20 protein-coding genes are annotated in these 22740 nt (G+C 65.7%); 11 read left to right on the top strand and 9 right to left on the bottom strand.

Going from position 1 to position 22740, the window contains the following annotated elements; genetic code table 11:
* A partial coding sequence (locus tag RUU78_RS14905) for a hypothetical protein (RefSeq protein WP_313917951.1) occupies positions 1-517 on the bottom strand: 517 nt, incomplete at its 3' end.
* Positions 518-2007: 1490 nt separating this feature from the next.
* Between RUU78_RS14905 and RUU78_RS14900 the strand changes: the two genes are divergently transcribed.
* Positions 2008-2907, top strand: a complete 900-nt coding sequence (locus tag RUU78_RS14900; RefSeq protein ID WP_313917949.1) for a right-handed parallel beta-helix repeat-containing protein — start codon at positions 2008-2010, stop codon at positions 2905-2907.
* Positions 2908-3028: 121 nt separating this feature from the next.
* Here the strand turns inward: RUU78_RS14900 and RUU78_RS14895 are convergent, their stop codons facing one another.
* Positions 3029-4087, bottom strand: coding sequence for an MBL fold metallo-hydrolase (locus tag RUU78_RS14895; RefSeq protein WP_313917947.1), 1059 nt, complete (start codon positions 4085-4087; stop codon positions 3029-3031).
* 206 nt (positions 4088-4293) lie between these two features.
* On the opposite strand from RUU78_RS14895, the gene RUU78_RS14890 reads away from it, so the two are divergent.
* Complete coding sequence (locus RUU78_RS14890; RefSeq protein ID WP_313917944.1) at positions 4294-5196, top strand: adenylate/guanylate cyclase domain-containing protein; 903 nt, start codon at positions 4294-4296, stop codon at positions 5194-5196.
* Positions 5197-5295: 99 nt separating this feature from the next.
* Here RUU78_RS14890 and RUU78_RS14885 read toward each other — a convergent pair whose 3' ends face one another.
* Complete coding sequence (locus RUU78_RS14885) at positions 5296-6378, bottom strand: hypothetical protein (protein WP_313917942.1); 1083 nt, start codon at positions 6376-6378, stop codon at positions 5296-5298.
* 198 nt (positions 6379-6576) lie between these two features.
* Positions 6577-8364, bottom strand: a complete 1788-nt coding sequence (locus tag RUU78_RS14880; protein WP_313917940.1) for an ABC transporter ATP-binding protein/permease — start codon at positions 8362-8364, stop codon at positions 6577-6579.
* 358 nt (positions 8365-8722) lie between these two features.
* Between RUU78_RS14880 and RUU78_RS14875 the strand changes: the two genes are divergently transcribed.
* The gene (locus tag RUU78_RS14875) at positions 8723-9196 is read left to right on the top strand and encodes a DUF4399 domain-containing protein (protein ID WP_313917938.1); all 474 of its coding nucleotides are present in this window, start codon (positions 8723-8725) and stop codon (positions 9194-9196) included.
* A gap of 100 nt (positions 9197-9296) precedes the next feature.
* Here RUU78_RS14875 and RUU78_RS14870 read toward each other — a convergent pair whose 3' ends face one another.
* From RUU78_RS14870 to RUU78_RS14850, 5 genes are all read right to left on the bottom strand, one after another.
* A complete protein-coding gene (locus RUU78_RS14870) occupies positions 9297-9773 on the bottom strand; it encodes a hypothetical protein (protein ID WP_313917936.1) in 477 nt (158 codons plus the stop codon).
* A 162-nt stretch (positions 9774-9935) separates the two neighbouring features.
* Positions 9936-10229, bottom strand: coding sequence for a cell division topological specificity factor MinE (gene minE / locus RUU78_RS14865; RefSeq protein ID WP_313917934.1), 294 nt, complete (start codon positions 10227-10229; stop codon positions 9936-9938).
* Positions 10230-10231: 2 nt separating this feature from the next.
* Entirely contained in the window at positions 10232-11044 is an 813-nt protein-coding gene (gene minD, locus RUU78_RS14860) for a septum site-determining protein MinD (protein ID WP_313917932.1), read from the bottom strand.
* Positions 11045-11080: 36 nt separating this feature from the next.
* Complete coding sequence (gene minC / locus RUU78_RS14855; protein WP_313917930.1) at positions 11081-11860, bottom strand: septum site-determining protein MinC; 780 nt, start codon at positions 11858-11860, stop codon at positions 11081-11083.
* A 4-nt stretch (positions 11861-11864) separates the two neighbouring features.
* Positions 11865-12479, bottom strand: coding sequence for a GNAT family N-acetyltransferase (locus tag RUU78_RS14850; RefSeq protein WP_313917928.1), 615 nt, complete (start codon positions 12477-12479; stop codon positions 11865-11867).
* Positions 12480-12655: 176 nt separating this feature from the next.
* On the opposite strand from RUU78_RS14850, the gene RUU78_RS14845 reads away from it, so the two are divergent.
* The 8 genes from RUU78_RS14845 (at position 12656) to RUU78_RS14810 (ending at position 22518) form a co-directional block, all read left to right on the top strand.
* On the top strand, positions 12656-13822 hold the full coding sequence (locus RUU78_RS14845; protein WP_313917927.1) for a sensor histidine kinase: 1167 nt from the start codon (positions 12656-12658) through the stop codon (positions 13820-13822).
* Positions 13819-14460 (top strand): response regulator transcription factor, encoded by a 642-nt coding sequence (locus RUU78_RS14840; RefSeq protein ID WP_313917925.1) that lies wholly within the window; start codon positions 13819-13821, stop codon positions 14458-14460. The genes RUU78_RS14845 and RUU78_RS14840 overlap by 4 nt, the downstream gene beginning before the upstream one ends.
* Positions 14461-14790: 330 nt before the next feature.
* Positions 14791-16020, top strand: a complete 1230-nt coding sequence (locus RUU78_RS14835) for a hypothetical protein (protein ID WP_313917923.1) — start codon at positions 14791-14793, stop codon at positions 16018-16020.
* Between the two features lie 328 nt (positions 16021-16348).
* Entirely contained in the window at positions 16349-17287 is a 939-nt protein-coding gene (locus RUU78_RS14830; protein WP_313917953.1) for an ABC transporter ATP-binding protein, read from the top strand.
* Positions 17284-18018 (top strand): ABC transporter permease subunit, encoded by a 735-nt coding sequence (locus RUU78_RS14825; RefSeq protein ID WP_313917921.1) that lies wholly within the window; start codon positions 17284-17286, stop codon positions 18016-18018. Before RUU78_RS14830 ends, RUU78_RS14825 begins: the two co-directional genes overlap by 4 nt.
* 13 nt (positions 18019-18031) lie before the next feature.
* Positions 18032-19903 (top strand): Gldg family protein, encoded by a 1872-nt coding sequence (locus RUU78_RS14820; protein WP_313917919.1) that lies wholly within the window; start codon positions 18032-18034, stop codon positions 19901-19903.
* 15 nt (positions 19904-19918) lie between these two features.
* The gene (locus tag RUU78_RS14815) at positions 19919-21148 is read left to right on the top strand and encodes a DUF4340 domain-containing protein (protein WP_313917916.1); all 1230 of its coding nucleotides are present in this window, start codon (positions 19919-19921) and stop codon (positions 21146-21148) included.
* A gap of 383 nt (positions 21149-21531) precedes the next feature.
* Complete coding sequence (locus RUU78_RS14810) at positions 21532-22518, top strand: BsuPI-related putative proteinase inhibitor (RefSeq protein ID WP_313917914.1); 987 nt, start codon at positions 21532-21534, stop codon at positions 22516-22518.
* Positions 22519-22740 lie beyond the last annotated feature (222 nt).

Below are 22740 nucleotides of genomic sequence, written 5' to 3'. Positions count from 1 at the left end.
AAGTAGCGATCAGAATATCGCTTCTTGGCCTCCGGCCGTGCGGGGCAGCTTCAAGCTGTCCGAAGAAGTTGTTCCAGCCCGCACGGGGCCGGCCTGTTGGCATAAGGTCAGGTCGAAATATGCCCTTAGTCAAGTAACGAAGATACTCGTTCTGGGTCGATTGCCCGTGGCGAATCGGGAAGCTGCTGCCATCGGTGTAGCCCTTAGAGAGATTTAGGCCAAGCGCTAGGTAGCGGGCGAAGAGCGGTGCGTCGATAATGGAAAGGTCTAGGTCAGACTGGCCGACGGAGAAGTCGGTCTTCTTATGGATGCTGTAGCCAAGCTTCGCGGAGCCGGCTACCTGTACAGATGTAATTGGTACGCTAAAGTGCTGCGCAACTTGATTGAGGATGTCGAATTGACGTTCCTCGTGCCCTACGAACGCCTTGGTCGGGTATGTGAGAAAGACCTTTCTTGCGACTTCATTGTATGGGTGCTTGGCCGCGACCCCTGCGTCTATGGCTTCAAGGTGATTCATCTGGTAATCGCACTGTTAAGTGAGGCCGCTACAGTTCATACCCCAACTCGGGGCGTAATGGATTCAGTACTGCCTGAACATCAAGAGCTTTCTTACCCCACCGCTGCGTCGTTCTCCGATGCCGTCCAGCGCGTGCTCGTCCGAGCTACCGCCGTTACTTCGGCAATGCGGGGTCGTGTTAGTTGCGTACGGCAAGATGAAGGTGGAACGCGCGAGGCGGCGGTCACGCGCAAGCCTGGGGTTTCTCGCGGTTGTTGCCGGTATGAAGAAAGAGCCGTTTGCGCTGGTGTCGCTGCTTGTGTCGGATCATGCGCGGGATTGCGCTGAGGTCGATGTCGGTGAGGGTGTGCGCCACGTGCCCTGCGCGTGTTGGTGTCGGGGGGCGTCTGGTCAAGGGATGGGGTGTGCTGTGCGCTGCTGGCGGCGTTGGATGCATGCATGCGCCGCTCCGACGTAGGTGGCCTCTGCGCGCGCTTCCGCTGACCGCAAATGCTGTCGCCGCAGCCGGTGCGCTGAGTCGGTCCAGCGGTAGGCTCTGGCTTGTTTCACAGAACGCGCCTGTGCAGTGGCCATGACGCGAAGAAGCTAGTGTTAGCCCCACGTCCCATATGGCCCCCTGCCATGTGATGGCGGACGGCTTGGCCGCCCGCGCGACGTTGTGTGGGTCCGAGTGTAGCCGCAAGGTGGGCGGGTAAACCAATATGCATCGGAACAATTTTGTTTCTACGAAAGTGGAAAGCTGTTCACGTTCGTCAATTCGGTTTGACGCGCCGCACAAATTCGGGCGCTTTGGCTTGGCCCAGTGGTGAACGCCGTCCATGGCTTCTCGTTCTGCCGCGACACGGCGAAACCTCTCACCTTGCTGCGTGATTGCCGGCGGCGTTGGCGGGTTATGCCGCGCGGGCGCGCGGCGGCGAAACGGAGGGGCGTCGATCCTCATCGACTATCGGACAGCGTAGGGCGCACGGGCGAGGGTGGGTGTATGCCCGGGGAGAAATCCAGGCCCTTGACGCTGATCGCGATGCGGTCAGCAACCCGAGCGTTAAGGTCGCGCTGCACGGGGCTGGGCGCCTACCGCGGCGAGGTCTTTTCACGCGCGCCTCGAGCCCGACGCGTGGCCGCTATGGGGCACAGCAGTTCGACGACAGTCTGCGGCAGATCGGTGCACGCGGCGCGCACGCGTCAAGCACGCAACAGGCCTCCGACGGGTGGCACTCGCAAGGGTGGCGCAGCCCGACTGCCGTTCGCTTGACGGCACGGGCCGGCTACGTATGCTGGGCGAAATGCATTGTTGGATTTCCTGCCGTTGTTGCTTTTGCAGGTCATTAGACGGTGGCGGTCACCTGGGGCAAGCCAGTGTCCGCCAGCCTGCAACCGGCGGGAGCAAGCATCCGAGGTGCATACCGTCCGTGCCCGGCAGCGTGATCCCTGGCGAGCACGACTACACGAGTGCGCAGGCGATTTCCGCCTTGCGCTGAGGAGAACGCTGTATGAAACGCTCCGGATGGTATTCCTCGTTGTACTTCTGTGCGGTCCTGGTTTCGCTGGTGCTGGGTGCGGTAGTTCCGGGCTTGGCCAATGCGACCACCGGCATCATGACGATTACCAGCACGACCACGCTGACGGAGAACCACACCGGACAGATCCGGTTTGGTGCCAGCAACATCACCCTGGACTGCGCGGGCTATGAGATCCGCTTTGCGGCGCGCCAGCCGGCGGGCGGCTGCGGGGTCAGTGGCACGCAGACCTGTGGTATTCGTTCGCTCAACCGCACGGGCATCACGATACGGGGCTGCGATGTGGTCGGTGCCTACAGCTATGGCATTTGGATCCAGGGCACGAGCACGACGTCCACCGTGCGCGACAGCTCGGTGACCGACGCCATGGTCGGATTCCGTGTGGACGCTGCGTCGAATCTGCAGTTCTTCAACAGTGCCGCCGTTTCCAATAACGCGGGATTTGAGATCCGCGACAGCACCGACGTCATGTTCACGAGCACGGATGCCGTGTATTCGACCGGTGATGGTTTCGACATCAACGATTCCACCGATGTACGGATTCAATACGGGTTCGTGTTCGCCAATGGCGTCAACGGCATCGAGTTCGATGACAGTCCGGGTTCTTCGGTGCTGAACACCGAAGTGCTGAACAACGGCCAGCATGGCGTGAGTCTCGACAATAGTTCGGCGATCTACATCAGTGCCAACGAAATTCACGGCAACGTTGAAAACGGTTTGCGGCTCCAGAACTGCGACAACGGTACCGTTCGTTACAACCTGGTCGACAACAATGGCACCTGCAACGCCAACCAGGATGCGGCTTCGAGCGGAAATACCTGGACGGGCAACACGCTGCAGAACTGGTGCGGCACCGTGCCCAATCCGCACTGAAGCTATTCAGTGCGATCGCGTCACGTTGCTCACTCCTTGCGTTCTGCGTGCGCGGGCACGGGTGGCACGTTGGCTCCAGGCAAATCGGTTGCTGCGTCTCTTGTGAGTTCCGGCGACGACTTCACTGTGTGTCGGCATTCCACGCCGACACCAGCCCCGGCGCCGCGACATACATCCGGAACAGCGCAGCGCGCACCGGCGAATCGCCGGCAAAGCGGCGGTGCCAGTCGGCGAGGTCGATTGCGGTGCGTGCCGCATCGAGGTCGAGGCCGCGTGCGCGCAGATCGCGCATCTGCCGTGTGATATCGGCGAACAGGTCGCGCAGCTGGGTGACATAGACGGTGTCGTGCTGCACCGGGCCGTGACCGGGAACGATCAACGCCGGCTTCAGGGCGAGCAGCGCGTCGAGTGCAGCCGGCCAGTCGACGACATGCGACTGGTCGCCACCGACCAGCGGTACCGGCCAGACCACGAGGTCGCCGCTGGCGAGGATGCGTTCCTGCGGCAGCCAGACGACAAGATCGGCCTCGGTATGGCCGCGACCCACGCGGCGGATCTCGATGCGCCGCGTGCCGCGCTGGAGGATCAGGTCGCCGCCCGTCGGCAAGTCGGGCAGCACGTCGGGCGTGCCGGGCACCACGTTCATGTAGTGCGCGACGAGCGCGATGTCACTGGCGTAGCTCGCGCGCTCCTCGTCGCTGATCGGTTCGCCGGCCAGGGTCTTGCCGGCGTCGAGCTGCTTTTTCATCTGCGCCGCCGCCTGCGGTGCGCCTTCGATCATGCCCTGGCGGTTCTTCGCACCGGTGCCGGGCAGGTAGTCACGCAGGCTGGGGTGGGCGATGAACCGTATGCTGGGCCAGGCCTTGCGCCAGGTGGCGTTGCCGATGACATGGTCGTCATGCCAGTGCGTATTCACGAGATGGCTGACCGGCTTGTCGGTGATGCCCTTGAGCGCGGCAATCAGCTCCGCCGACGCCTCGGGCGCGTCGACCACGACGACGTCCTCGTCGGTGACGATGAACAGGCAGTTCGCGTCGACCATGAGTCCGGGCGGATCGGTGCGGATCGCCGCATGCACGCCGGGGGCAAGGGTTTCGACGCGAAAGCCCGGCGCGGCCGCGGCTGCGCCGGCCAGGGCCAGTAGTGCGAGCAAGGTCAGGATGGCGAGGGCAGGGCGCATGTTCGACTCCGTCGGAGCGCCCACGATCGCGGTTCGCGGTGCGGCGCCGCAAGGCCGCACCGTCGCAGCGGCTGCGCATTCGGGTAGGCCGGACGGCAGGGGTGGCGGCCGGGCCGGCGCAGGCGAACAGCGGCTGCGGGCGGACCGTCTGTGCGGGAGTCGGCAGTTATGGAGCCGTCTCACCGAATCGCCTATGATCCGGCCAGATGAGTCAGCGCCAGCCCCTCACCATCCTATTCGCCGACGTCTCGGGCAGCACCAAGCTGTTCGAGAGCCTGGGCGATGAAGCCGCCCGCCGCATCGTGTCCGGCGTGCTGCAGGTACTGGCCGAGATCACTCAGCGTCACGGCGGCCGCCTGATCAAGACCATCGGCGACGAAGTCATGTGCACCTTCCCGGGCGCGCTGAACGGCCTGCTCGCGGCGGCCGACATGCAGAAACGCGTGTCGTCCGATCCGGTCTTCAGCCGCGACAACCTCGGCATTCGCGTCGGACTGCATCACGGCGACACGCTGGTCGAGGAAAGTGATGTCTACGGCGACGCGGTCAACACTGCCGCGCGCATGGCCTCGCTGGCCAAGCGCGAGCAGATCGTCACAACGGCGTCGACCGTCAGCGGCGTGACGAATGCGGGGCCGCTGCGTACGCGCTCGCTGGGCACGGCGCGCGTCTCCGGCAAGCTGCAGCCGATCGAGATCGTCGACGTCATGTGGCAGGACGACACCTCGAACGTGACCATGGTGCAGCGCGTGGTGAAGCTCGTCGAAGCGCAGCGCAAGGCACGTCTGCTGCTGCGCTACCGTGGCCAGGCCATTGAACTCGACGAGATGGCGCCGTCGTTCTCCCTGGGGCGCGAAGCGAGCAACAACCTCATGGTCGATGCGGAATGGGTCTCGCGCACGCACGCGACCATCGAGTACAAGCGCGGCTATTGGGTCGTCGGCGACCGTTCGACCAACGGCACCTGGGTACGCCTCGGCGAAGCCGAGGAACTGCGCCTGCATCGCGACGAGATCCAGCTACGCAGCAAGGCCGGGACGATCAGCCTCGGCCAGGAAACCAGCCTCAATCCGGACTACGTGCTGCAGTTCCAGTGCGTCGAAGCCTGAGAGCAGGAAACAGGGAAGAGGAGTGAGGAACGAGTGGAGGCGCGACGCGCTCTCGCTCCCACTCATTTCTCACTTCTTTATTGATTCTTGCTTAAGCGCTTACCGCGCGAACGGATTGCGCAGGCGACCGCGCGCGTCGTTCGGTTCGTAGCGATTGCGATCGTTCTCGACGAAGCCAACCGCGGTATAGGCGTTGACGTAGTCGATCACGTCGGGCAGTGCTGCGCCGCTGGCCTCGGCGATGTCTTCGAGGCTGGCGAAGTCCTTCAGCATGAAGGTGCCGATGCGGAAATGCTTGGCGAACTCGCGTTCGCTCTGCGGATAGCGCGCGAGCTTGAAGCGGGCCTGGCGGTCGAGTCCGGGCAACAGTTCGCCCTGGGAGCGGTTCAGCACGTAGAACCAGAGCAGGCGCGAGAACGGCTGCGCGGTCAGCGTGCCCTTGGCGGCGGCGAAATCCGCCGCGTTCAGGAGTTGCCAGTCGGATAGCTGGAGGCTGCGGCCGCAGTGCGGGGCAAGCGCGCGCAGGCCGGTCGAGCTGCTGTACCAGGTCTGGCTCGCCGGATCGACCACCAGGTCCTGGGCTCCGGCGGTGACGAGGCGAGCCGGGCCGGGCAGGGTGATTCCGGTCAGGAAATCCGCGACGCTGAGCTCGCGCGCCGGGGCGGGCGGCGGCGGAGGCGCGACGGGCGGCGGAGGCGCGACGACGGGTGGCGGCGCGGGTATGGGGCGCGGCGGGGGAGGCCGCGGCGCTTCGACGGCCGGTGCTTCGACCGGAGCCGGCGCGACGCGCTGCGGGCGTGCATCGCCGGCGCGGTATTCGCTGGCATAGGCCTCGCGTTCGGGCGCGGCGGCCGCAGCCGGCGGCGTGACGCCCGACGGCAGGTTGAACATCAGCAGCAGCTTGACGACAGCCTCGAGGCTCAGCGGCCGGCCGAGCAGCAGGTCGGACTCGCGCGCCGAGTCGCGCCCGGTGAACGCCGCCGTGCGCTTGCCGGCACCGTTCGCCTTGAGCCAGGCCATGTGGCCGAATACCGAGTCGACGTCCACGACGACCAGATCGGCGTCGCGCTCGTTGCTGACTTCCCAGGACTGGCGCAGGCGCTGCGCCGCCGGTCCCAGGAAGTTGCGGAACTCGGTTTCCTCGTCCGGACTCGCGCCCACGAGCGCGATCTTGTAAGCCATTTGCGATGCTCCCCCTGAGCGTGCCGCGGTCCTGGCTGGCCCGGGCGGATGCGTGATGTTGCAATGATTGTCGCGAACGCCCCCTGGGCGTCAACTGCCGGCTGTCACGGTCGGTCATGCCGGCGCATCCCAGGGCACCTCCGGCCGCGTCGCACCCGCAGTCCGGTTGGGGTCCGGCCTGCTTCACCACGGGATCATTCAGGCCGCCGCCGGAGCCGGTGCCGTCTCGTTCTGCTGCAGGGTCCACAGCGTAGCGTAGCGTCCGCCCGCGGCCAGCAACGCCGCATGGTTGCCGCGCTCGACGATACGGCCGTGCTCGAGCACGAGGATCTCGTCGGCGTCGACGATGGTCGACAGCCGGTGCGCGATGACCAGCGTGGTGCGGTCGCGCGCGATGTCCTCGAGTTCGGCCTGGATGATTTTCTCGGTGCGCGTGTCCAGCGCGCTGGTCGCTTCGTCGAACACGAGCAGGGCCGGATTCTTCAACAGCGTGCGCGCGATCGCGACACGCTGCTTTTCGCCGCCGGACAGCTTGAGGCCGCGTTCGCCGACGGCGCTGTCGTAGCCCTGGGGCAGTGACTCGATGAAGGCATGGACGTGCGCGGAGCGCGCCGCGGCGAAGACTTCCTCCCGGGTCGCGCCCGGGCGGCCGTAGGCGATGTTGTAGTAGATGCTGTCGTTGAACAGCACCGTGTCCTGCGGAACGATGCCGATCGCCGCGCGCAGGGAATCCTGGGTCACCTCGCGGATGTCCTGGCCGTCGATGAGGATGCGTCCGCCGCTGACGTCATAAAAGCGGTACAGCAGCCGCGCCAGCGTCGACTTGCCCGCGCCGGTGGTGCCGACGACGGCTACGGTCTTGCCGGCCGGTACGAGGAAATCCACGTCGCGCAGGATCGGCCGGGCCGGGTCGTAGTGAAAATCCACATGCTCGAAGCGCAGTTCGCCGCCGCGCACGCTGAGCGCGGCCGCGCCGGGCGCGTCGCTGACTTCCTGCGCCTCGTCCAGCAGCGCATACATGCGCTGGATGTTCGACAGCGCCTGTTTCACTTCGCGATAGACCATGCCGAGATAGTTCAACGGTATCGACAGCTGGATCAGGAACGCATTCACCAGCACGAGGTCGCCCAGGGCCATGCGCCCCTCGGTCACGCCGACCGTGGCGCGCCAGAGCACGAGGGTCAGACCGACCGCGACGATGCCGGCCTGGCCAATATTCAGCACGGCCAGGGTCTTGAGACTCTTCACGGTCGCGTCTTCGAGGCGCACGAGGCTGCTGTCGAAGCGGCGCTGCTCGTGGTCCTCGTTGTTGAAATACTTGACTGTCTCGTAGTTGAGCAGCGAATCGACGTTGCGCGCATTCGCCTCGGTGTCGGCCTCGTTCGCTGCGCGGTAGTAGCGCAGGCGCCATTCGGTCACGGCGAAGGTGAAGGCGATATAGGTCACCAGCGTGCCGAGCGTGATGACGGCGAAGGTCCAGTCGTAGCGCACGATCAGGATGGCGCTGACGACGACGACTTCGAACAGCGTCGGCAGGATGGTGTAGAGCGTCCAGTCGAGCAGGTCGGAAACGGCAGTCATGCCGCGCTCGACGTCGCGCGCGACGCCGCCGGTCTTGCGGTCCAGATGAAAGCGCAGGCTCAGCGCGTGCAGGTGGCGGAACACCTTGAGCGTGATCATGCGCGAGGTGCGCGCGAGCACGCGCGCGAAGACGATGGTGCGCAGCTCCTGGAACAGCGACGAGGCCAGGCGCAGCGCGCCGTAGGCGACCAGTGGGACCAGCGGCAGCAGCAACAGGCTCGGCGCGACGTCGAGGCCGTCGATGAGCTCTTTCAACGCCAGCGGCACCGCGATCGTCGCGAGCTTGGCCGAGACGAGGAAGATCAGCGCCAGCACCACGCGGCCGCGGTACGGCCAGACCTGCGGCAGCATCAGACGCAACGTGGCGAAGACAGAACGGTCGGGTGCGGCGGCGGGTTCGGTCATAGCGAGCAGCGCGGTCGTGGGCCGCAACAGATGGGGCCGGCGCCGCCGCTATCAATCGATCGCGGTGCGAATCGCCGAACCGGTGTTGCGCTGCGGCAAGCGCGGGCATCGATGCGCGCTGGCTGCGGAAACGCCGGGCGGTGCAACCGAGCGCGTCAATGTTGTCGCGGGCAGGGAAATGCGCGCGCCAGAAGCCTGCGCCGGGCCGGATGTGCGCCGTGTCAGCGCCGGCAGCAGGTGTTCGCGCAACAGATCCGCTCTGCCCCCGAAGTGGCGGCCCGGGCGCAGCCGTGCCGCGACGTCCTCGGCGGTTCGCCGCGGGTATGATCGGGCTCCCCCTGTTCCCGAGGTCATCGTGATGAAGCACGCTCTCCTGTTTGCTGGCACGCTGCTGCTCGCCGGCGTCGCCCAGGCCCAGCAACCGGCCGCTGCACCGCAGCCGACAACGCTTCCCGCCGCTGCCGCCGCGCTGCCGCGCACCGCCGCACCCGCTGGGGCCGAGCTGTATTTCATCGCGCCCGCCGACGGCGCGATGGTCGACAAGGAGTTCACGGTGCGCTTCGGCCTCAAGGGCATGGGCGTCGCGCCGGCCGGTATCACGCTCGCGAAGACCGGCCACCATCACCTGCTGATCGATGTCGCTGAACTGCCGCCGATGAACCAGCCGCTGCCGATGGACGACAAACACAAGCACTTCGGCGGCGGCCAGACCGAAGCCACGATCACCTTGTCTCCGGGCAAGCACACCCTGCAGCTGATCCTTGGCGATGCGCTGCATATTCCGTTTGATCCGCCCATTCTGTCGCCGAAGATTACGGTGACGGTGAAGTAGTCAGCCAGCGCACGTATGGCGTGGCCGCGATGTTGTCCGCGTTGCTGCTAACCCGGTCGTAGGGGCGTGTATCGCTCTGCACCAGGCAGGAGGCAGCGTCTCACCGGGAGCGCGCAGGTACCGGCAGCAATCCCCGCTCCACGAGCCACGCACGCGCATCTTCCGCGTCGTGCTCGAACCAGGCGAGCGTGGAGCCCAGGCGGTAGGAGTAGCCCCACGCGTCCATGTCGAGCATCAGCCGTGCGCTGCCCACGCCGGGCAGGGTGTCGGCGAGCACGATCTGCAGGTAACAGGTCGCGTCTTCCTCGGCGACGGAGTCGGTGGCGTTGGTGTGGACCTGGGCGCGGCGCTCGGGCGGCTGCACGATGAGGTGACAGGCTTCGTGCAGCGCGGAGTGCACCGGCGTGTCGGGGCGTACGTAGACGGTGCTGCCGATCAGGCCGGCTTCGGGCTCGCCCCAGTAGCTGCCGGGGATGGGCGCCTCGGGCTCTACGTCGACCAGCTCCAGCGCATGTGCGGCCAGTAGCGCGCGCAGGGCGTCGCGGTCGATCTCGCCGATCGTCAGCACCCCCGCCATCGCCTCGGGCGCCGCCGCTTCAGTTTGTGCTGACGCTGCTTTGTGGAGTTTGTCGGAATGTGCAGGTGTCATCGCTGCGGTCTGCGGGCCGATTTCTCCGGCGCGGCGGTCTTCGGTCCTGCGATCTGCGGGGCGGCTGAGCCGTTGCCCGCAGATCGGGTTTCAGCCTTCGCGCGCCGCCGCGGCGGCGGCGGCCGCCGCGCTGGACTTGTCGGGCAGGGTCACGGTGAGGTCGAGCACTTCATGATCGCCGTCGCGCTTGACCTGTATGTCGACCGCTTCCTGGTCGACGTTGACGTACTTGCGGATCACTTCGAGCAGCTCGCGCCGCAGCAGCGGCAGATAGTCTGGACTGCCGCGTGCACTGCGTTCTTGCGCCACGATGATGCGCAGGCGTTCCTTGGCGATGCTTGCGGTCTGCTTGGGGCTGCCGCGCAGGAAATCGAACAGGCCCATGCTCAGCTCCCGAACAGTCGCGACAGGATGCCTTTCTTCGGTGCATCGAGGAAACGCATGGGACGCACATCGCCCAGCAGGCGCGCGACGGCATCGTCGTAGGCATGTCCGGCGTTCGAGGTTTCGTCGAGGATGACCGGCACGCCGGCGTTGGACGCGGCCAGTACGCCTTCGGACTCCGGAATCACGCCAAGCACTTCGATGCCGAGGATTTCCTTGACGTCGTCGATGCTCATCATGTCGCCGGCGGCAACACGGGTCGGGTTGTAGCGGGTCAGCAGCAGATGCTGCACGATCGGCTCGGCACCGGTTTCGGCGCGCCGTGTCTTGGACGACAGCAGGCCGAGGATGCGGTCCGAATCGCGCACCGAGGAGACTTCCGGATTGACCACGACGATCGCACGGTCGGCGAAATACATCGCCAGGAACGCGCCTTTCTCGATGCCGGCCGGCGAATCGCAGATGACGTAGTCGAAGCCCTCGTCCTTCAGCTCGTTGAGCACGCGCTCCACGCCGTCCTTGGTCAGCGCTTCCTTGTCGCGGGTCTGCGAGGCGGCCAGTACGTGCAGGTTGTCGTAGCGCTTGTCCTTGATCAGCGCCTGCTTCAACGTGCACTCTTGGTGGATCACGTTGACGAAGTCGTACACGACGCGGCGCTCGCAGCCCATGATCAGGTCGAGATTGCGCAGGCCCACGTCGAAGTCGATGACCGCGACCTTCTTGCCGCGTTTGGCCAGTCCGACCGCGACCGATGCGCTGGACGTGGTCTTGCCGACTCCGCCCTTGCCGGAAGTGACGACGATGAATTCAGTCAAGTTGCTCTCTCCACAATGGCTCTTGTTGCTTTTACGCTAATGGCCGAGCCTGGCCAGCAGCAGCTTCTCCCCCTCCAGCCATACCTGCACGGGCTTGCCGCGCAGATCGGCCGGGATGTCTTCGAACACGCGGTAATGCCCGGCGATGGAAACGAGTTCCGCCTGGAAGTCCTGGCAATAGATGCGTGCGGTCGTGTCGCCCTGGGCGCCGGCAATGGCCTTGCCGCGCAGCGCCGCGTAGACGTGTACCGATCCGTCGGCGATGACTTCGGCCCCATGGCCGACGACCGCGGTAATGACGAGGTCGGTATTGCGCGCATAGACCTGCTGCCCCGAACGTACCGGTTGCGCCTGCATCTGGCTCGCCGCGCCGCGCGTCGCGCTGGGCGGCGGCGGTGTGGCGCGCGCCGGCGGCGCCGGTTCGGCCACTGCGCCAGCGGGCGCGGCCGCTTCCACGGCGGCCACCGCGGCGTTCTCGTAGGCGGCGCGGAATTTCGCGAACAGCGGCAGATCCAGCGTCTGAGCCAGCGCTTCGTTATCGCTCGTGCCGTAGGCCAGGCCGACGGGGAGCATGCCGCTCGCGCGGATGGTCGCGAGAATCTCGCGCACGCGTCCGGCGTCGGGCAGTTGCGGCAGGTGGCTCAGGTCGAGCACGACCGGCGCGCGTTGGAACAGTTGCGGCGCGGTGTCGAGCTTGTGCCTGAGTTCCTGCGCGAGGGTGTCGTCGTCGAGGCTTTTCAGGCGCAGGTTGGCGATGCCGACCTGGCCGAACTTGAGTTCAGCCACGGGTTCGAAACTGGGCAGGTTTCGGGCCATGCCTTCAGGTCCCGACCGCGGCGCGGCGCGGCGAGGCCATGCCCTTGCGCTCGCGCTGCGCCAGCCAGGGCTGGTTCGGCAGCTGGCCGGTGGAGCTTTCGAGGTAGGTCGCCCGCACGAACTCGAAGCTGGGCAGGTTCTTGGCCAGCAGGCTCACGCGCTTGTCCAGGCCCGACATGATCTGCTGGCCGACTTCCTGGAAACCGTAGGTGCCGTGGAACAGCACCGAGACGTCGTCGCGCGGTTCGAGGAACACCTCGCACGACAGCACGGGCACGCGCACTTCGGCATAGCTGGTCACGTCTGCATAGAACACGCGGCCCAGGCCCAGGCCCCGGTAGGGCTTGGCGATGACGATGCGATCGATGTAGACGAAGGCCGGATAGTGCTCGCGAAACCAGCGATAGTTCGAACTGTCGTATTCGCTGCCTTCGCGCATCGCCATGAGGAAACCAGCGATATGGCCGTCGACGTCGGCGATACGGAAATAGTCCGCATTGTCAAAAAACCAGCGGATTCGCGTCGAATCCAGGGCAAGGATGGTCGGGCCGGCGGCGTTGTTCAGTGCAAGGACGGAATCCAGCTCGTGCTCGCGCACGTCGCGGATGGCGATGGCCATTCGTTGCTCCAGCGGTGTTGCGAGGCGGCCTACCGATGGCGCCCGCGGATTGCGGAAGTATCGCATGGGCCTGCGGCAGTGGCCATGATGCGGGGCGGCAGCGGCGCCCCCCGCCGTCAACGGCCGGTGACTTCGGGCAGATACACCGGCCGCGTCGCGGGCCTATCATCGGTGCCATGCAGATAGCTCAGATCAATCACATCCGCCTGATGCGCTATGCGGGGCTGTTTACCTACGTGTCGGCCGGGATGCCGCTGCTGCGCTATGACAGCCTGGTCACCGAACTGCTGGCCGACCAGCGTCCGCTCTGGCATCTGTCGGCCTGGGTGGTCTGCTATGCGGTGTTCGGCGTGGTGTTCTGGCTGCTGCTGTTGAAGCTCGGCAGCCGTCGTTTCGTGCCACTGAAGCTGGCGCTGCTGGCGGTGCTCGTGGCGCTGGCCGTGGCGATAGGCTGGTACAGCCAAAGCGGGCTCAGCGCCATGCTGCTCGTGGTGCAGTCGATGCTGCTGCCCTGGCTCATGCCGTTTCGCGTCGCGCTGATCTGCATGGTGGCGCAGAACTACGTGCTGGTGCCGGTTTTCGCGAGCAATCCGGGCTGGTCGATCGGCGACGCCGTGCTGCAGTCCAGCCTGTATCTGGGCATTTCCGCGCTGGTCTTCTTCACATCCCTGATCGCCAAGCAGCAGGGCGAAGCGCGCGACGAGCAGCGTCGCCTCAATTCGGAGCTGCGCGCGACTCGCGCGCTGCTGGCCGAGTCCAGCCGTATTTCCGAGCGGCTGCGCATTGCGCGCGAACTGCATGATCTGGTCGGCCACCACCTGACTGCGCTGAGCCTCAATCTCGAAGTCGCCAGTCATCTGGTGCAGCAGCCCGCGCAGGAGCATGTGCGCAAGGCCCAGTCGGTGGCCAAGCTGCTGCTCAGCGACGTGCGCGAGGTGGTCAGCCAGATGCGCGACGACGATCGCATCGACCTTACGCAGGCGCTGCACACCCTGATCGAAGGCGTACCGCAGCTCGAAATCCAGCTGGAACTGCCGCAGCGCTTCGGCGTCGAGGATCCGCACCGGGCCCAGGTGCTGTTGCGCTGCGCCCAGGAAATCATCACCAATACCGTGCGCCACTCTGGCGCGCGTACCCTGTGGCTGCGTTTCGAGCAGGACGGCGGCGAGATCGCCATCCGCGCACGGGACGACGGTCGCGGCAGTGACAACCTCAAGCCGGGCAATGGTCTGGCCGGTATGCGCGAACGCCTGGCCCAGTTCGGCGGACGCCTGGACATCACAACGGCGCGGGATCGGGGCTTTGCCCTCGACGCCTGGCTGCCCCTGGAGACAACTGCATGATTTCGGTATTGCTGGTGGACGATCAGACCCTGGTGCGCCAGGGCATACGCAGTCTGCTGGAGCTTTCCGAGGATATCTGCGTCATTGCCGAGGCCGCCGACGGGGCTCAGGCCGTGGAAATGATCCCGCTGAAAAAGCCCGACGTGGTGCTGCTGGACCTGCGCATGCCGGGCATGAGCGGCATCGACGTGCTCAATACCCTGGCGCAGACGAATCAGTTGCCGGCGACGATCATCCTGACCACCTTCGACGACGACCAGCTCGTGCTCGCCGGGCTCAAGGCCGGTGCACGCGGCTACCTGCTCAAGGACGTTTCGCTCGACCAGCTCGTCAATGCGGTCAAGGCCGTCGCCGCCGGCGGCTCGCTGGTCGCGCCGGTGGTGACCCAGCGCCTGTTGGCCGGCCTGGAGCGCATGCACAACGAGTTCGTCAGCCTCGACCGGCCCGATCCGCTGACCGAGCGCGAAACCGAGATCCTGCGTCTCATGGCAGGCGGCTACAGCAACAAGGAGATTGCCAATTCGCTGGGCGTCGCCGAGGGCACGGTGAAGAATCACGTTTCCAACATCCTCTCCAAGCTCGGCGTGCGCGACCGTACGCGCGCGGTGCTCAAAGCGTTCGAGCTCGGCATCGTCTGACGGGCCAGTGCCGCGCGCGTTGCGCTGCTTGCGGGCCGGCGTCTCGCGAAGCCCGCCACGACGCGCTCCACTTCGCCGGCTGTCGTGCTGCAAACCGCTGTTGTGACAAGGAATTACAGTTTCCCGGGAAGAAATTTCCGGGGTTGTCAAGCGACCGTGATCAGCGGGTTCAGGTAATAGCCATCGTGATCCGGAGCAAGTACCATGCGCGACTCGGCGAGCCGGTCCGCGCTGCAGTGGCGCGTGTCCGGTCTCGTTCGTTTTCGACCCTGCGATAGGCAGTGGCGGCATACAGGCCGCCCGAGCGGATTAGTCCTGGAGACATCTGGAATGACGCGTATTCTTGAGTTCATTGTGGCCGCGATCATCGTGTTCGCGCTGGCCGTCATTTTCGGACTGGCGCTGCCGTCGTCCGGGCACATCGAACGATCCGTGGAAATCAGCCACAACGGCCGCCACATCAGCGACATGCTGAGCAACTTCCGCCGCTTCCCCGACTGGGGCGCGATCCGTATGCTGGATCCCAAGGCGCAGTTTTCTCTCGAAGGTCCGGATTACGGCCAGGGTGCCAGAATCAACTGGACCAGTGACAAGCCCAATCCCGGCAACGGCAGCTTCGAAGTCACCGGCAAGCAGGGCGATACCGGCCTGACCTGGAAGGTGACCAATCCGTGGAAGGGCGAGAACAAGCACTACACGATCACGCTCGAGCCGCAGAAGAACGGTCGCATCACCAAGGTGACCTGGGCCTATGACGTGGAATACGGCTGGGACCTGATGGCGCGTTATTCGGGCCTCTACATCAACGGCGATCCGGCCACGCAGATCCAGCTCAACCTCGCCAGCCTGCAGCAGCAGATGGCCGCCATTCCGAACGTCGACTACACGCAGTACGAGGTCTTCGTGGCCGACGTGCCGGCACAGCCGCAGCTCGTCGTGCCGACCACGGCGCCGCGCAGCCTCGACGAAGTCGCCGCGGCGACCGACAAGGCGATGGAAGAAATCGCTGCGGTCATGAAGAAAAGCAACCTCAATCCGGTCGGTCCGCGTCAGACGACGACGGTGGAGTGGGGCGACGAGAACTATGTGTTCGACGTCGCCCAGGGAATCGACTCCGCGACCATCAGGATCGACGGCAAGGACTTCACCATCGGACCGGCTATCCCGCAGGCCGCTGCCGCCGAACCGGCGGCGACCGAAGAAGGCGCCGAGCCGCCGGCGCTGATGCCGGGCCAGCTGGACCGCAAGGGCAACCTGATCGTTTCCGGCAACGTGCTCGCCCGTACCGGCTATGCCGGCAAGGCGCTCGTGACGACCTGGACCGGCAGCCCCGCCGGCCTGCCGCTGACGCGCCTCGCGCTGAAGGCCTACGCCATGTCGCTGGGCTATCGCTTCAATGAAAACAGCAACCGCTATTTCGATGTGATGCTGACCGATCCGGCCGCCGTCGCCGACGATGAGCAGCAGTTCAAGGTCTATCTGCCGATCACCGACAACGTCGTCGCGAACGAGCCGGCCGCCGCACCGCCGGCGCCAGCCGCAGCAGCGGGTCAGCACTGATCCGTTCGCGCCGGTAAGCGGCATCGCGAAAAAACCCCCGCTCCGCGGGGGTTTTTTCGTTGTGCGGACAACACCGCCACGGCATGCGGCGAACCGGCGCTTCCTGCGCATGCCGCCGCCGAGTCGTGTCGTCCCGGGAACTTTCCTGCGCCTTTGCGGTACATTCCGACGCCTTCCGCCTGGGCCTACAGTGACGCGTTCCTGTGCCGGGTCGCAGGGATCGGGGGCACCGGCGCCCGCTGCCGGAAAACACATCGTCGTTCCGCTCGTTCGTGCCGACCGCGCGATCGGGGAGCGGCTTGCACTGGAATTCATGGGTGACCAGACGATGATCGAAACTTCGCAACTGACGAAACGCTACGGTCAATTCACTGCCGTCGACAGTATTTCGTTCACGGTCGAACCGGGCCAGGTGCTCGGTTTCCTCGGCCCCAACGGGGCCGGCAAATCCACCACGATGAAGATGATCGCCGGCTTTCTCGCGCCGACCGCCGGCAGCGCCAAGGTTTGCGGCTTCGACGTGGAGAGCCAGCCGATCCAGGCCAAGCGCGCGTTGGGCTATCTGCCCGAAGGCGCGCCGAGCTATGGCGAGATGACGCCGCGTGCTTTCCTCGAATTCGTCGCCGACGTGCGCGGCCTGGTCGGGGAGCGCAGAAAGCAGCGCATCGACGACGTCATCGGCCGGCTGCAGCTGGAGTCGGTGCTGGGCCAGACGATCGACACCTTGTCCAAGGGCTTCAAGCGCCGCGTCGGGCTGGCCCAGGCCATCCTGCACGATCCGCCCGCCCTGATCCTCGACGAGCCCACCGACGGTCTCGATCCGAACCAGAAGCACGAAGTCCGCGCGCTGATCAACGCGATGGCGGCCGACAAGATCATCGTCATCTCTACCCACATCCTCGAGGAAGTGCACGCGGTCTGTACGCGCGCGATCGTGATTGCGGGTGGCCGCGTCCTCGCCGATGCGACACCGGCCGAACTCGAAGCGCGCTCGCGCTACCACGGCGCGGTGTCGCTGTCGGCGGCGAACACCGGCCTGGCGCGCGAGGCCCTGGCCCGCGTCGCCGACATCGACAGCATCGAGATCAATCCGCAGAACCACCGCATCACCGCGATCCCGAAGAAAGGCCGGGCCATCTTCGTGCCGATCAGCGAGGCACTGAAATCCCAGGGTGTCGAGGTCAGTGAGCTGCAGCTCGAAGCCGGCCGCCTCGACGAAGTGTTCCGCAGCATCACGCTGCCGCATGCCACGGAGGCGCGCGCATGAATCCGGTCAGGACCGTCTTCCGGCGCGAACTCGCGAGCTACTTCGCGACACCGGTCGCCTATGTGTTCATCGTCATCTTCCTGATCCTCGCCGGTGCGATGACGTTCTATTACGGCGAGTTCTACGAGCGCGGCCGCGCCGACCTCCAGCCGTTCTTCGGCTTCCATCCCTGGCTCTACCTGTTCCTCGTGCCGGCCATCGCGATGCGGCTGTGGGCCGAGGAGCGCAAGAGCGGCACGATCGAGCTGCTGCTGACCCTGCCGATCACGATGTGGCAGGCCGTGCTCGCGAAATTCCTCGCCGCCTGGGCCTTCGTCGCGATCGCGCTGGGGCTGACCTTCCCGATCTGGTTCACGGTCAACTATCTGGGCGATCCCGACAACGGCGTCATAGTCGCGAGCTATCTGGGCAGCCTGCTCATGGCCGGCGCGTTCCTCGCGATCGGCTCCTGCCTGTCGGCGGCGACGCGCAACCAGGTCGTCGCCTTCATCCTGACCGTGGTGATCTGCTTCCTGCTGCTGATGGCAGGCTTTCCGCTGGTGCTGGGTTTCTTCCAGACCTTCCTGCCGCAGGGCGTGGTCGACGCGATCGCGGGCCTGAGCCTGTTCTCGCATTTCCAGGCCATTTCCAAGGGCGTCATCGAACTGCGCGACCTGATCTATTTCGCGCTGACCATCGGCGTCTGGCTGTACGCGACGGCGATCGTGATCGATCTGAAGAAGGCCGACTGAGGAGGAATCCGCCATGGCATTCAATCGCAAGACTCTTACCGGCAGCGCGCTGCTGATCCTCGCCCTGCTGTTCGTCGCCGTCGTGCTGGTCAGCAACGTGCTGTTCCGCGGCGCGCGCATGGACCTGACCGAAAACAACTTGTATACCTTGTCGGACGGTACGCGCAGTCTGCTGGGCAAGCTCGACGAACCGGTGCAGCTCACGCTGTATTTCTCTGACCGCAGCACCGCCGATACCGACAACCCGAGCGCGCGCGCACTGCGTGCGTACTACCCTCGCGTCCGCGAGCTGCTCGAGGAGATCGCGGCGCGTTCCGACGGCAAGGTGCGTCTCACCGTCGTCGACCCGGTCGCCTATTCCGAAGACGAGGATGCCGCCGTCGCCGCCGGCATCCAGGGACTGCCGTTCGGACCGGCCGGCGAGAACGTGTTCCTCGGTGTCTACGGCAGCAACTCCACCAATGGCGAAGAAAAGATCCCCTTGTTCGATCCGGGACGCGAGAACCTCGCCGAATACGATATCGCCAAGCTGATCCACGAGCTCAGCACCGACAAGAAGCCCGCCGTCGGCTTCATCACGGGTCTGCCGATGACGATGGGCTTTGACCAGGCCACGCGGCAGATGCGCGAGCCCTGGGCAGTCTACGGCGAGCTGGCACAGTTCTTCGACGTGCGCCAGATGAACGCGACGGCGCTCAAGACCATCGAGAGCGACATCAATGTCGTCGTACTCGTGCACCCCAAGGACCTCGGCGACGATGCGCTCTACGCGCTCGACCAGTTCGTGCTGCGTGGTGGCCACCTGCTCGTGTTCGTCGATCCGAACGCCGAGCAGGACGCGTCCGGCGCCGATCCCGAGAATCCGCAGGCGGCCCTGCTCGCCGACAAGTCCTCGGACCTGTCGAAGCTGTTCAAGGCCTGGGGCCTGGAGTACGCGCGCGACAAGGTCGTGCTCGACCGCGCCCACGCGCTGCAGATCAGCGTCGCGCCCAATGCGCCGCCCGTGCGTCACCCCGGCATCCTCGGCTTCGCGCGCAAGGACCTCAGCAGCGACGACGTGATCACCGCGAACCTGGAATCGATCAACATGTCCACGGTGGGATATTTTGAATTGTCCAAGGACACCCAGTCGAAGCTGATTCCGCTGATCCAGTCCAGCGAGCAGTCCATGAGCGTGCCGGCCGAGCGCCTGAAATTCCTCGCCGATCCGTCGGTATTGCTCACGGACTTCAAGTCGAGCGGCCAGCCGTTCGTGCTTGCGGCGCGCCTGGAAGGCCAGTTCAAGACCGCATTCCCCGAGCGCAAGGACGCCGGCCATCTGGCCCAGGCCAAGGAGAAAAACGCGGTGGTCGTGTTCGCTGACACCGACATCCTCAGCGACCGGCTCTGGGCCCAGGTGCAGGATTTCTTCGGTCAGAAGGTGCTCAACGCGTTCGCCGACAACGGCAATCTCGTCATCAACGCGGTCGACAATCTGGCCGGCGATTCGGACCTGATCTCGATCCGCGGCCGCGCCTCGTCGCAGCGTCCGTTCACCAAGGTCGCGGAACTCAAGCGCCAGGCCGAAGACAAGCTCCGGCAGAGCGAGAAGGACCTGCAGCAGAAGCTCAGCGACACCGAGCGCAAGCTGACCGAGCTGCAGAGCGCCAAGAGTACCGACCAGGCGATGGTGCTGTCGCCGGAGCAGAAGGCCGAGCTGGAGAGCTTCCTCAAGCAGAAGATCGAGATCCGCAAACAGTTGCGTGAAGTTCGACGCGAGCTCGACGCGGACATCGAAGCGCTCGGCACGCGCCTGAAGTTCATCAATATCCTGCTCGTGCCCCTGCTGCTGATCGTCGCGGCGCTGGGCTTTGTCGGCTGGAAGTCACGGCGCGCGGCGCGCTGAGGCGGAGACAGAACCATGAACCACATGAACTCGAAAACCGTCATCGTTCTCGGTGTCGCTGCCGCTGTCGCGATTGCGATCGCCGCCGGCATCACCCTGTCGCGCAAGCCAGTGGCGCAGACCGCGCAGGCTGCGAGCGAAGTGCTGCCGGGACTCGCCGACCACGTCAACGACGTCACGCGCATCAGCCTCAGCGGTCCCGGCCAGAAACCGATCGCGACGCTGGAGAAGAGCGACACGCGCTGGACCCTGAAAGAGAAGGGCGGCTATCCGGCCGATACGGGCAAGGTGCGTGAATACCTGCTCAAGCTGAGTCAGGCGCGCCTGTCGGAGCCGAAGACCACGAACGAGCAGCGCTACGCCGGGATCGGCGTCGGCGACATCGCCGACGCCGATGCCAAGGGCATGCTGGTCGTGCTCGATGGCCTGCCTCAACCTGCGCAGCTCATCGTCGGCATCATGAACCCGCGCAGCGACGCGACGTATGTGCGCCGCGCCGGTGACAAGCAGAGCTGGCTCGCCAGGGGCAGCCTCGTACCGGACAAGACGGCGGCCAACTGGCTCGACAAGCGCGTGGCCGACATCCCCGCCACGCGCGTGCGCGAGGTGGTCTGGAGCCGTCCCGACGGCAAGCCCGTACGACTCTTCAAGAGCCAACCGAGCGATACGAACTACGCGCTCGCGGAACTGCCGAAAGGACGCGAACTCGCCGCGGATTTCGCGACGAACACGCAGGCAACGGTGCTCGCCGGCCTGAACTTCGACGACGTCGTCGCCGCGGCCGAGGCGCCGCCGCCAGCCGACGGCAAGGTCTATCGCGCGACGTTCACGAGTTTCGACGGTCTCGTCGTCGACGTCACGGGGTGGAAGAAGGACGAGAAGTTCCACGCGCAGTTCGCCGCGCGCAAGGATGCCGTGCTGTTCGATGCGTCGGTCGCCGCGGCGCAGGCCAAGGCCAGGTCGGAATGGGAAGCGCAGCAGGCCGCGCAGCCGGCCGCGCCGGACAATGCGGCCAGGCCAGCGGCAGCAACGCCACCGCTCGCGGTGGCCGATCCGGCAAAGGACAAGGCGCAGCGCGGCGCCGACATCGATGCCGAGGTCGCGACGCTGAGCCAGCGCTTCGCCGGCTGGACCTTCGTGCTGCCGCAGCACAAGGCGGCAAACCTCGAAAAGTCCAGCGACGAGTTCCTCAAGCCGCTGGCTGACACGAAGTCCGAGGCGAGAAAACCGGCGGCGGCGAAATAGCGCTGCAAGAAGGCGCAACGATCGAAAATTCAAACAGCGTTCGGTCTGTCCGTACAAATCGGCGTTTGGCCTTGTTTGAAGCCGCGGGCGGGTTCCGCGGCTTTTTATTTGTACACAAAAGCGCAACGTAGCCGTATTGTGCGCTGCATCATGCCTGGATAAGATGCGCCCGTCCGATGCAGTCGCTCGGACGCTTCGTCCTACCCCCGCAGACACACCGCGCAGACGGCCTCTTCCGGCCGCACGGGCGGCTGCGTGCCGGTGGTTGGCGTCGCCGTATTCGATTGCTCCATGTAAGGAGCACCGGCCGGCTGGCCGGGCGTGGCCTCGCGGCTGCGTCCGGTCCGGATCGCTGGCCGGCAACGGTTCACAACGGAGGAACCATGAGGAAGCATCTTTTCACCGCCATCGTCATCCTGTTCGCGGGCAATGCCGCGGCCAGCGAATTCCTGCCGCTCAACGTCGGCGACGTCGCGACCTTCGCCACCGCCAGCGGCGCGACGCGCGAGATCAGCGTCGACGACAGCGCCGGCAGCTGGCGTCACGTCAACGCGTTTCCGCTGATGGGTGCAGGCTGGATCAGCTCCGAACCCACCGATTCGCGCGTCTACGCCTACAACGAAGATACCGGGGCCAGCGTGCTGCTGGCCGATTTCGCGCGTAGTACCGGCACGCGCTTCACGCTCGCGCTCGGTGGCTGCAACACCAGCGCGACCGTCGCGGCCAGGAACCTCAACGTGAGCGTGCCCGCCGGCAGCTTCCAGCGCGTCACGCGCCTGGATTTCGGCCGCAACTGCGCCGACGCCGGCCTGATCAGCGCGTGGTTCGCGCCGAACGTCGGCCTGGTCAAGTGGAGCGAAAGCAACATCGCCGGCGCGAAGGAATACAGCCTGCAGACCGCGCGCATCGGTGCGACCACGATCGGCCAGGCCGCCGCCGCCGAAGGCGTGCGCGTCAGCGCGCTGCTGCCGGGTCCGCGCGTGCTCAACAATGTCACGCCCCGCGTCAGCGCGAGCCTGAAGATCGAGAACACCGGCACGCAGGCGCAGACCTTCACCTGCCCCAGCTCGCAGCAGTTCGAGATCACGCTGCGCGATGCGGCGGGCGACGTCGTCAACGTGTGGTCGGCGACGCGCCGCTTCGCGCAGATCGTCACCACGTTCTCGGTCGCGCCTGGCGCGAGCAAGGAAGTCGGCGGCGAGATCGATCTGACCAGCCTCGTGACGAACGCGCCGCTGGACGTCGGCAGCTACACCATCGCGATCGAGCTGCGCTGCCGGATCGAACAGCAGGCGACCGCGTTCCTGCCGGTGCCGTCGTATTCGGCGCAAGGGCCGATCTTCGTCGACCAGCGCGTGACGCATTTCTGAAACGGATCGCACGCTGCGGTGGCCGTGTACCCTGCGCGGTCATTGCAGCGGCGACGTGCTGGAGTGAGGCAGGGCGCCAGGGATGGCGCGAGTTCCACTCGTTGTAAGTAATGCTTCTCCCCCGAGATCCGTGTGTCCGGCTGCAACCGGGCACGCGGATTTTTTCACTGGCCGGGGAGGCGAGCGTCAGCCCGGCAAGCCAGCGGCGCTTCCGGCGCAGAC

Source organism: Tahibacter sp. (assembly GCF_032229445.1).
Lineage (GTDB): Bacteria > Pseudomonadota > Gammaproteobacteria > Xanthomonadales > Rhodanobacteraceae > Tahibacter.
The sequence above is the reverse complement of the archived record's forward strand: the minus strand, read 5'-3'. Positions and strand labels throughout refer to the sequence as shown.

Coding starts and splice junctions, on each gene's coding strand:
- RUU78_RS14900 (WP_313917949.1), top strand. CDS start 2,008: ATGAAACGCTCCGGATGGTATTCCTCGTTGTACTTCTGTGCGGTCCTG.
- RUU78_RS14895 (WP_313917947.1), bottom strand. CDS start 4,087: ATGCGCCCTGCCCTCGCCATCCTGACCTTGCTCGCACTACTGGCCCTG.
- RUU78_RS14890 (WP_313917944.1), top strand. CDS start 4,294: ATGAGTCAGCGCCAGCCCCTCACCATCCTATTCGCCGACGTCTCGGGC.
- RUU78_RS14885 (WP_313917942.1), bottom strand. CDS start 6,378: ATGGCTTACAAGATCGCGCTCGTGGGCGCGAGTCCGGACGAGGAAACC.
- RUU78_RS14880 (WP_313917940.1), bottom strand. CDS start 8,364: ATGACCGAACCCGCCGCCGCACCCGACCGTTCTGTCTTCGCCACGTTG.
- RUU78_RS14875 (WP_313917938.1), top strand. CDS start 8,723: ATGAAGCACGCTCTCCTGTTTGCTGGCACGCTGCTGCTCGCCGGCGTC.
- RUU78_RS14870 (WP_313917936.1), bottom strand. CDS start 9,773: ATGGCGGGGGTGCTGACGATCGGCGAGATCGACCGCGACGCCCTGCGC.
- minE (WP_313917934.1), bottom strand. CDS start 10,229: ATGGGCCTGTTCGATTTCCTGCGCGGCAGCCCCAAGCAGACCGCAAGC.
- minC (WP_313917930.1), bottom strand. CDS start 11,860: ATGGCCCGAAACCTGCCCAGTTTCGAACCCGTGGCTGAACTCAAGTTC.
- RUU78_RS14850 (WP_313917928.1), bottom strand. CDS start 12,479: ATGGCCATCGCCATCCGCGACGTGCGCGAGCACGAGCTGGATTCCGTC.
- RUU78_RS14845 (WP_313917927.1), top strand. CDS start 12,656: ATGCAGATAGCTCAGATCAATCACATCCGCCTGATGCGCTATGCGGGG.
- RUU78_RS14840 (WP_313917925.1), top strand. CDS start 13,819: ATGATTTCGGTATTGCTGGTGGACGATCAGACCCTGGTGCGCCAGGGC.
- RUU78_RS14835 (WP_313917923.1), top strand. CDS start 14,791: ATGACGCGTATTCTTGAGTTCATTGTGGCCGCGATCATCGTGTTCGCG.
- RUU78_RS14830 (WP_313917953.1), top strand. CDS start 16,349: ATGATCGAAACTTCGCAACTGACGAAACGCTACGGTCAATTCACTGCC.
- RUU78_RS14825 (WP_313917921.1), top strand. CDS start 17,284: ATGAATCCGGTCAGGACCGTCTTCCGGCGCGAACTCGCGAGCTACTTC.
- RUU78_RS14820 (WP_313917919.1), top strand. CDS start 18,032: ATGGCATTCAATCGCAAGACTCTTACCGGCAGCGCGCTGCTGATCCTC.
- RUU78_RS14815 (WP_313917916.1), top strand. CDS start 19,919: ATGAACCACATGAACTCGAAAACCGTCATCGTTCTCGGTGTCGCTGCC.
- RUU78_RS14810 (WP_313917914.1), top strand. CDS start 21,532: ATGAGGAAGCATCTTTTCACCGCCATCGTCATCCTGTTCGCGGGCAAT.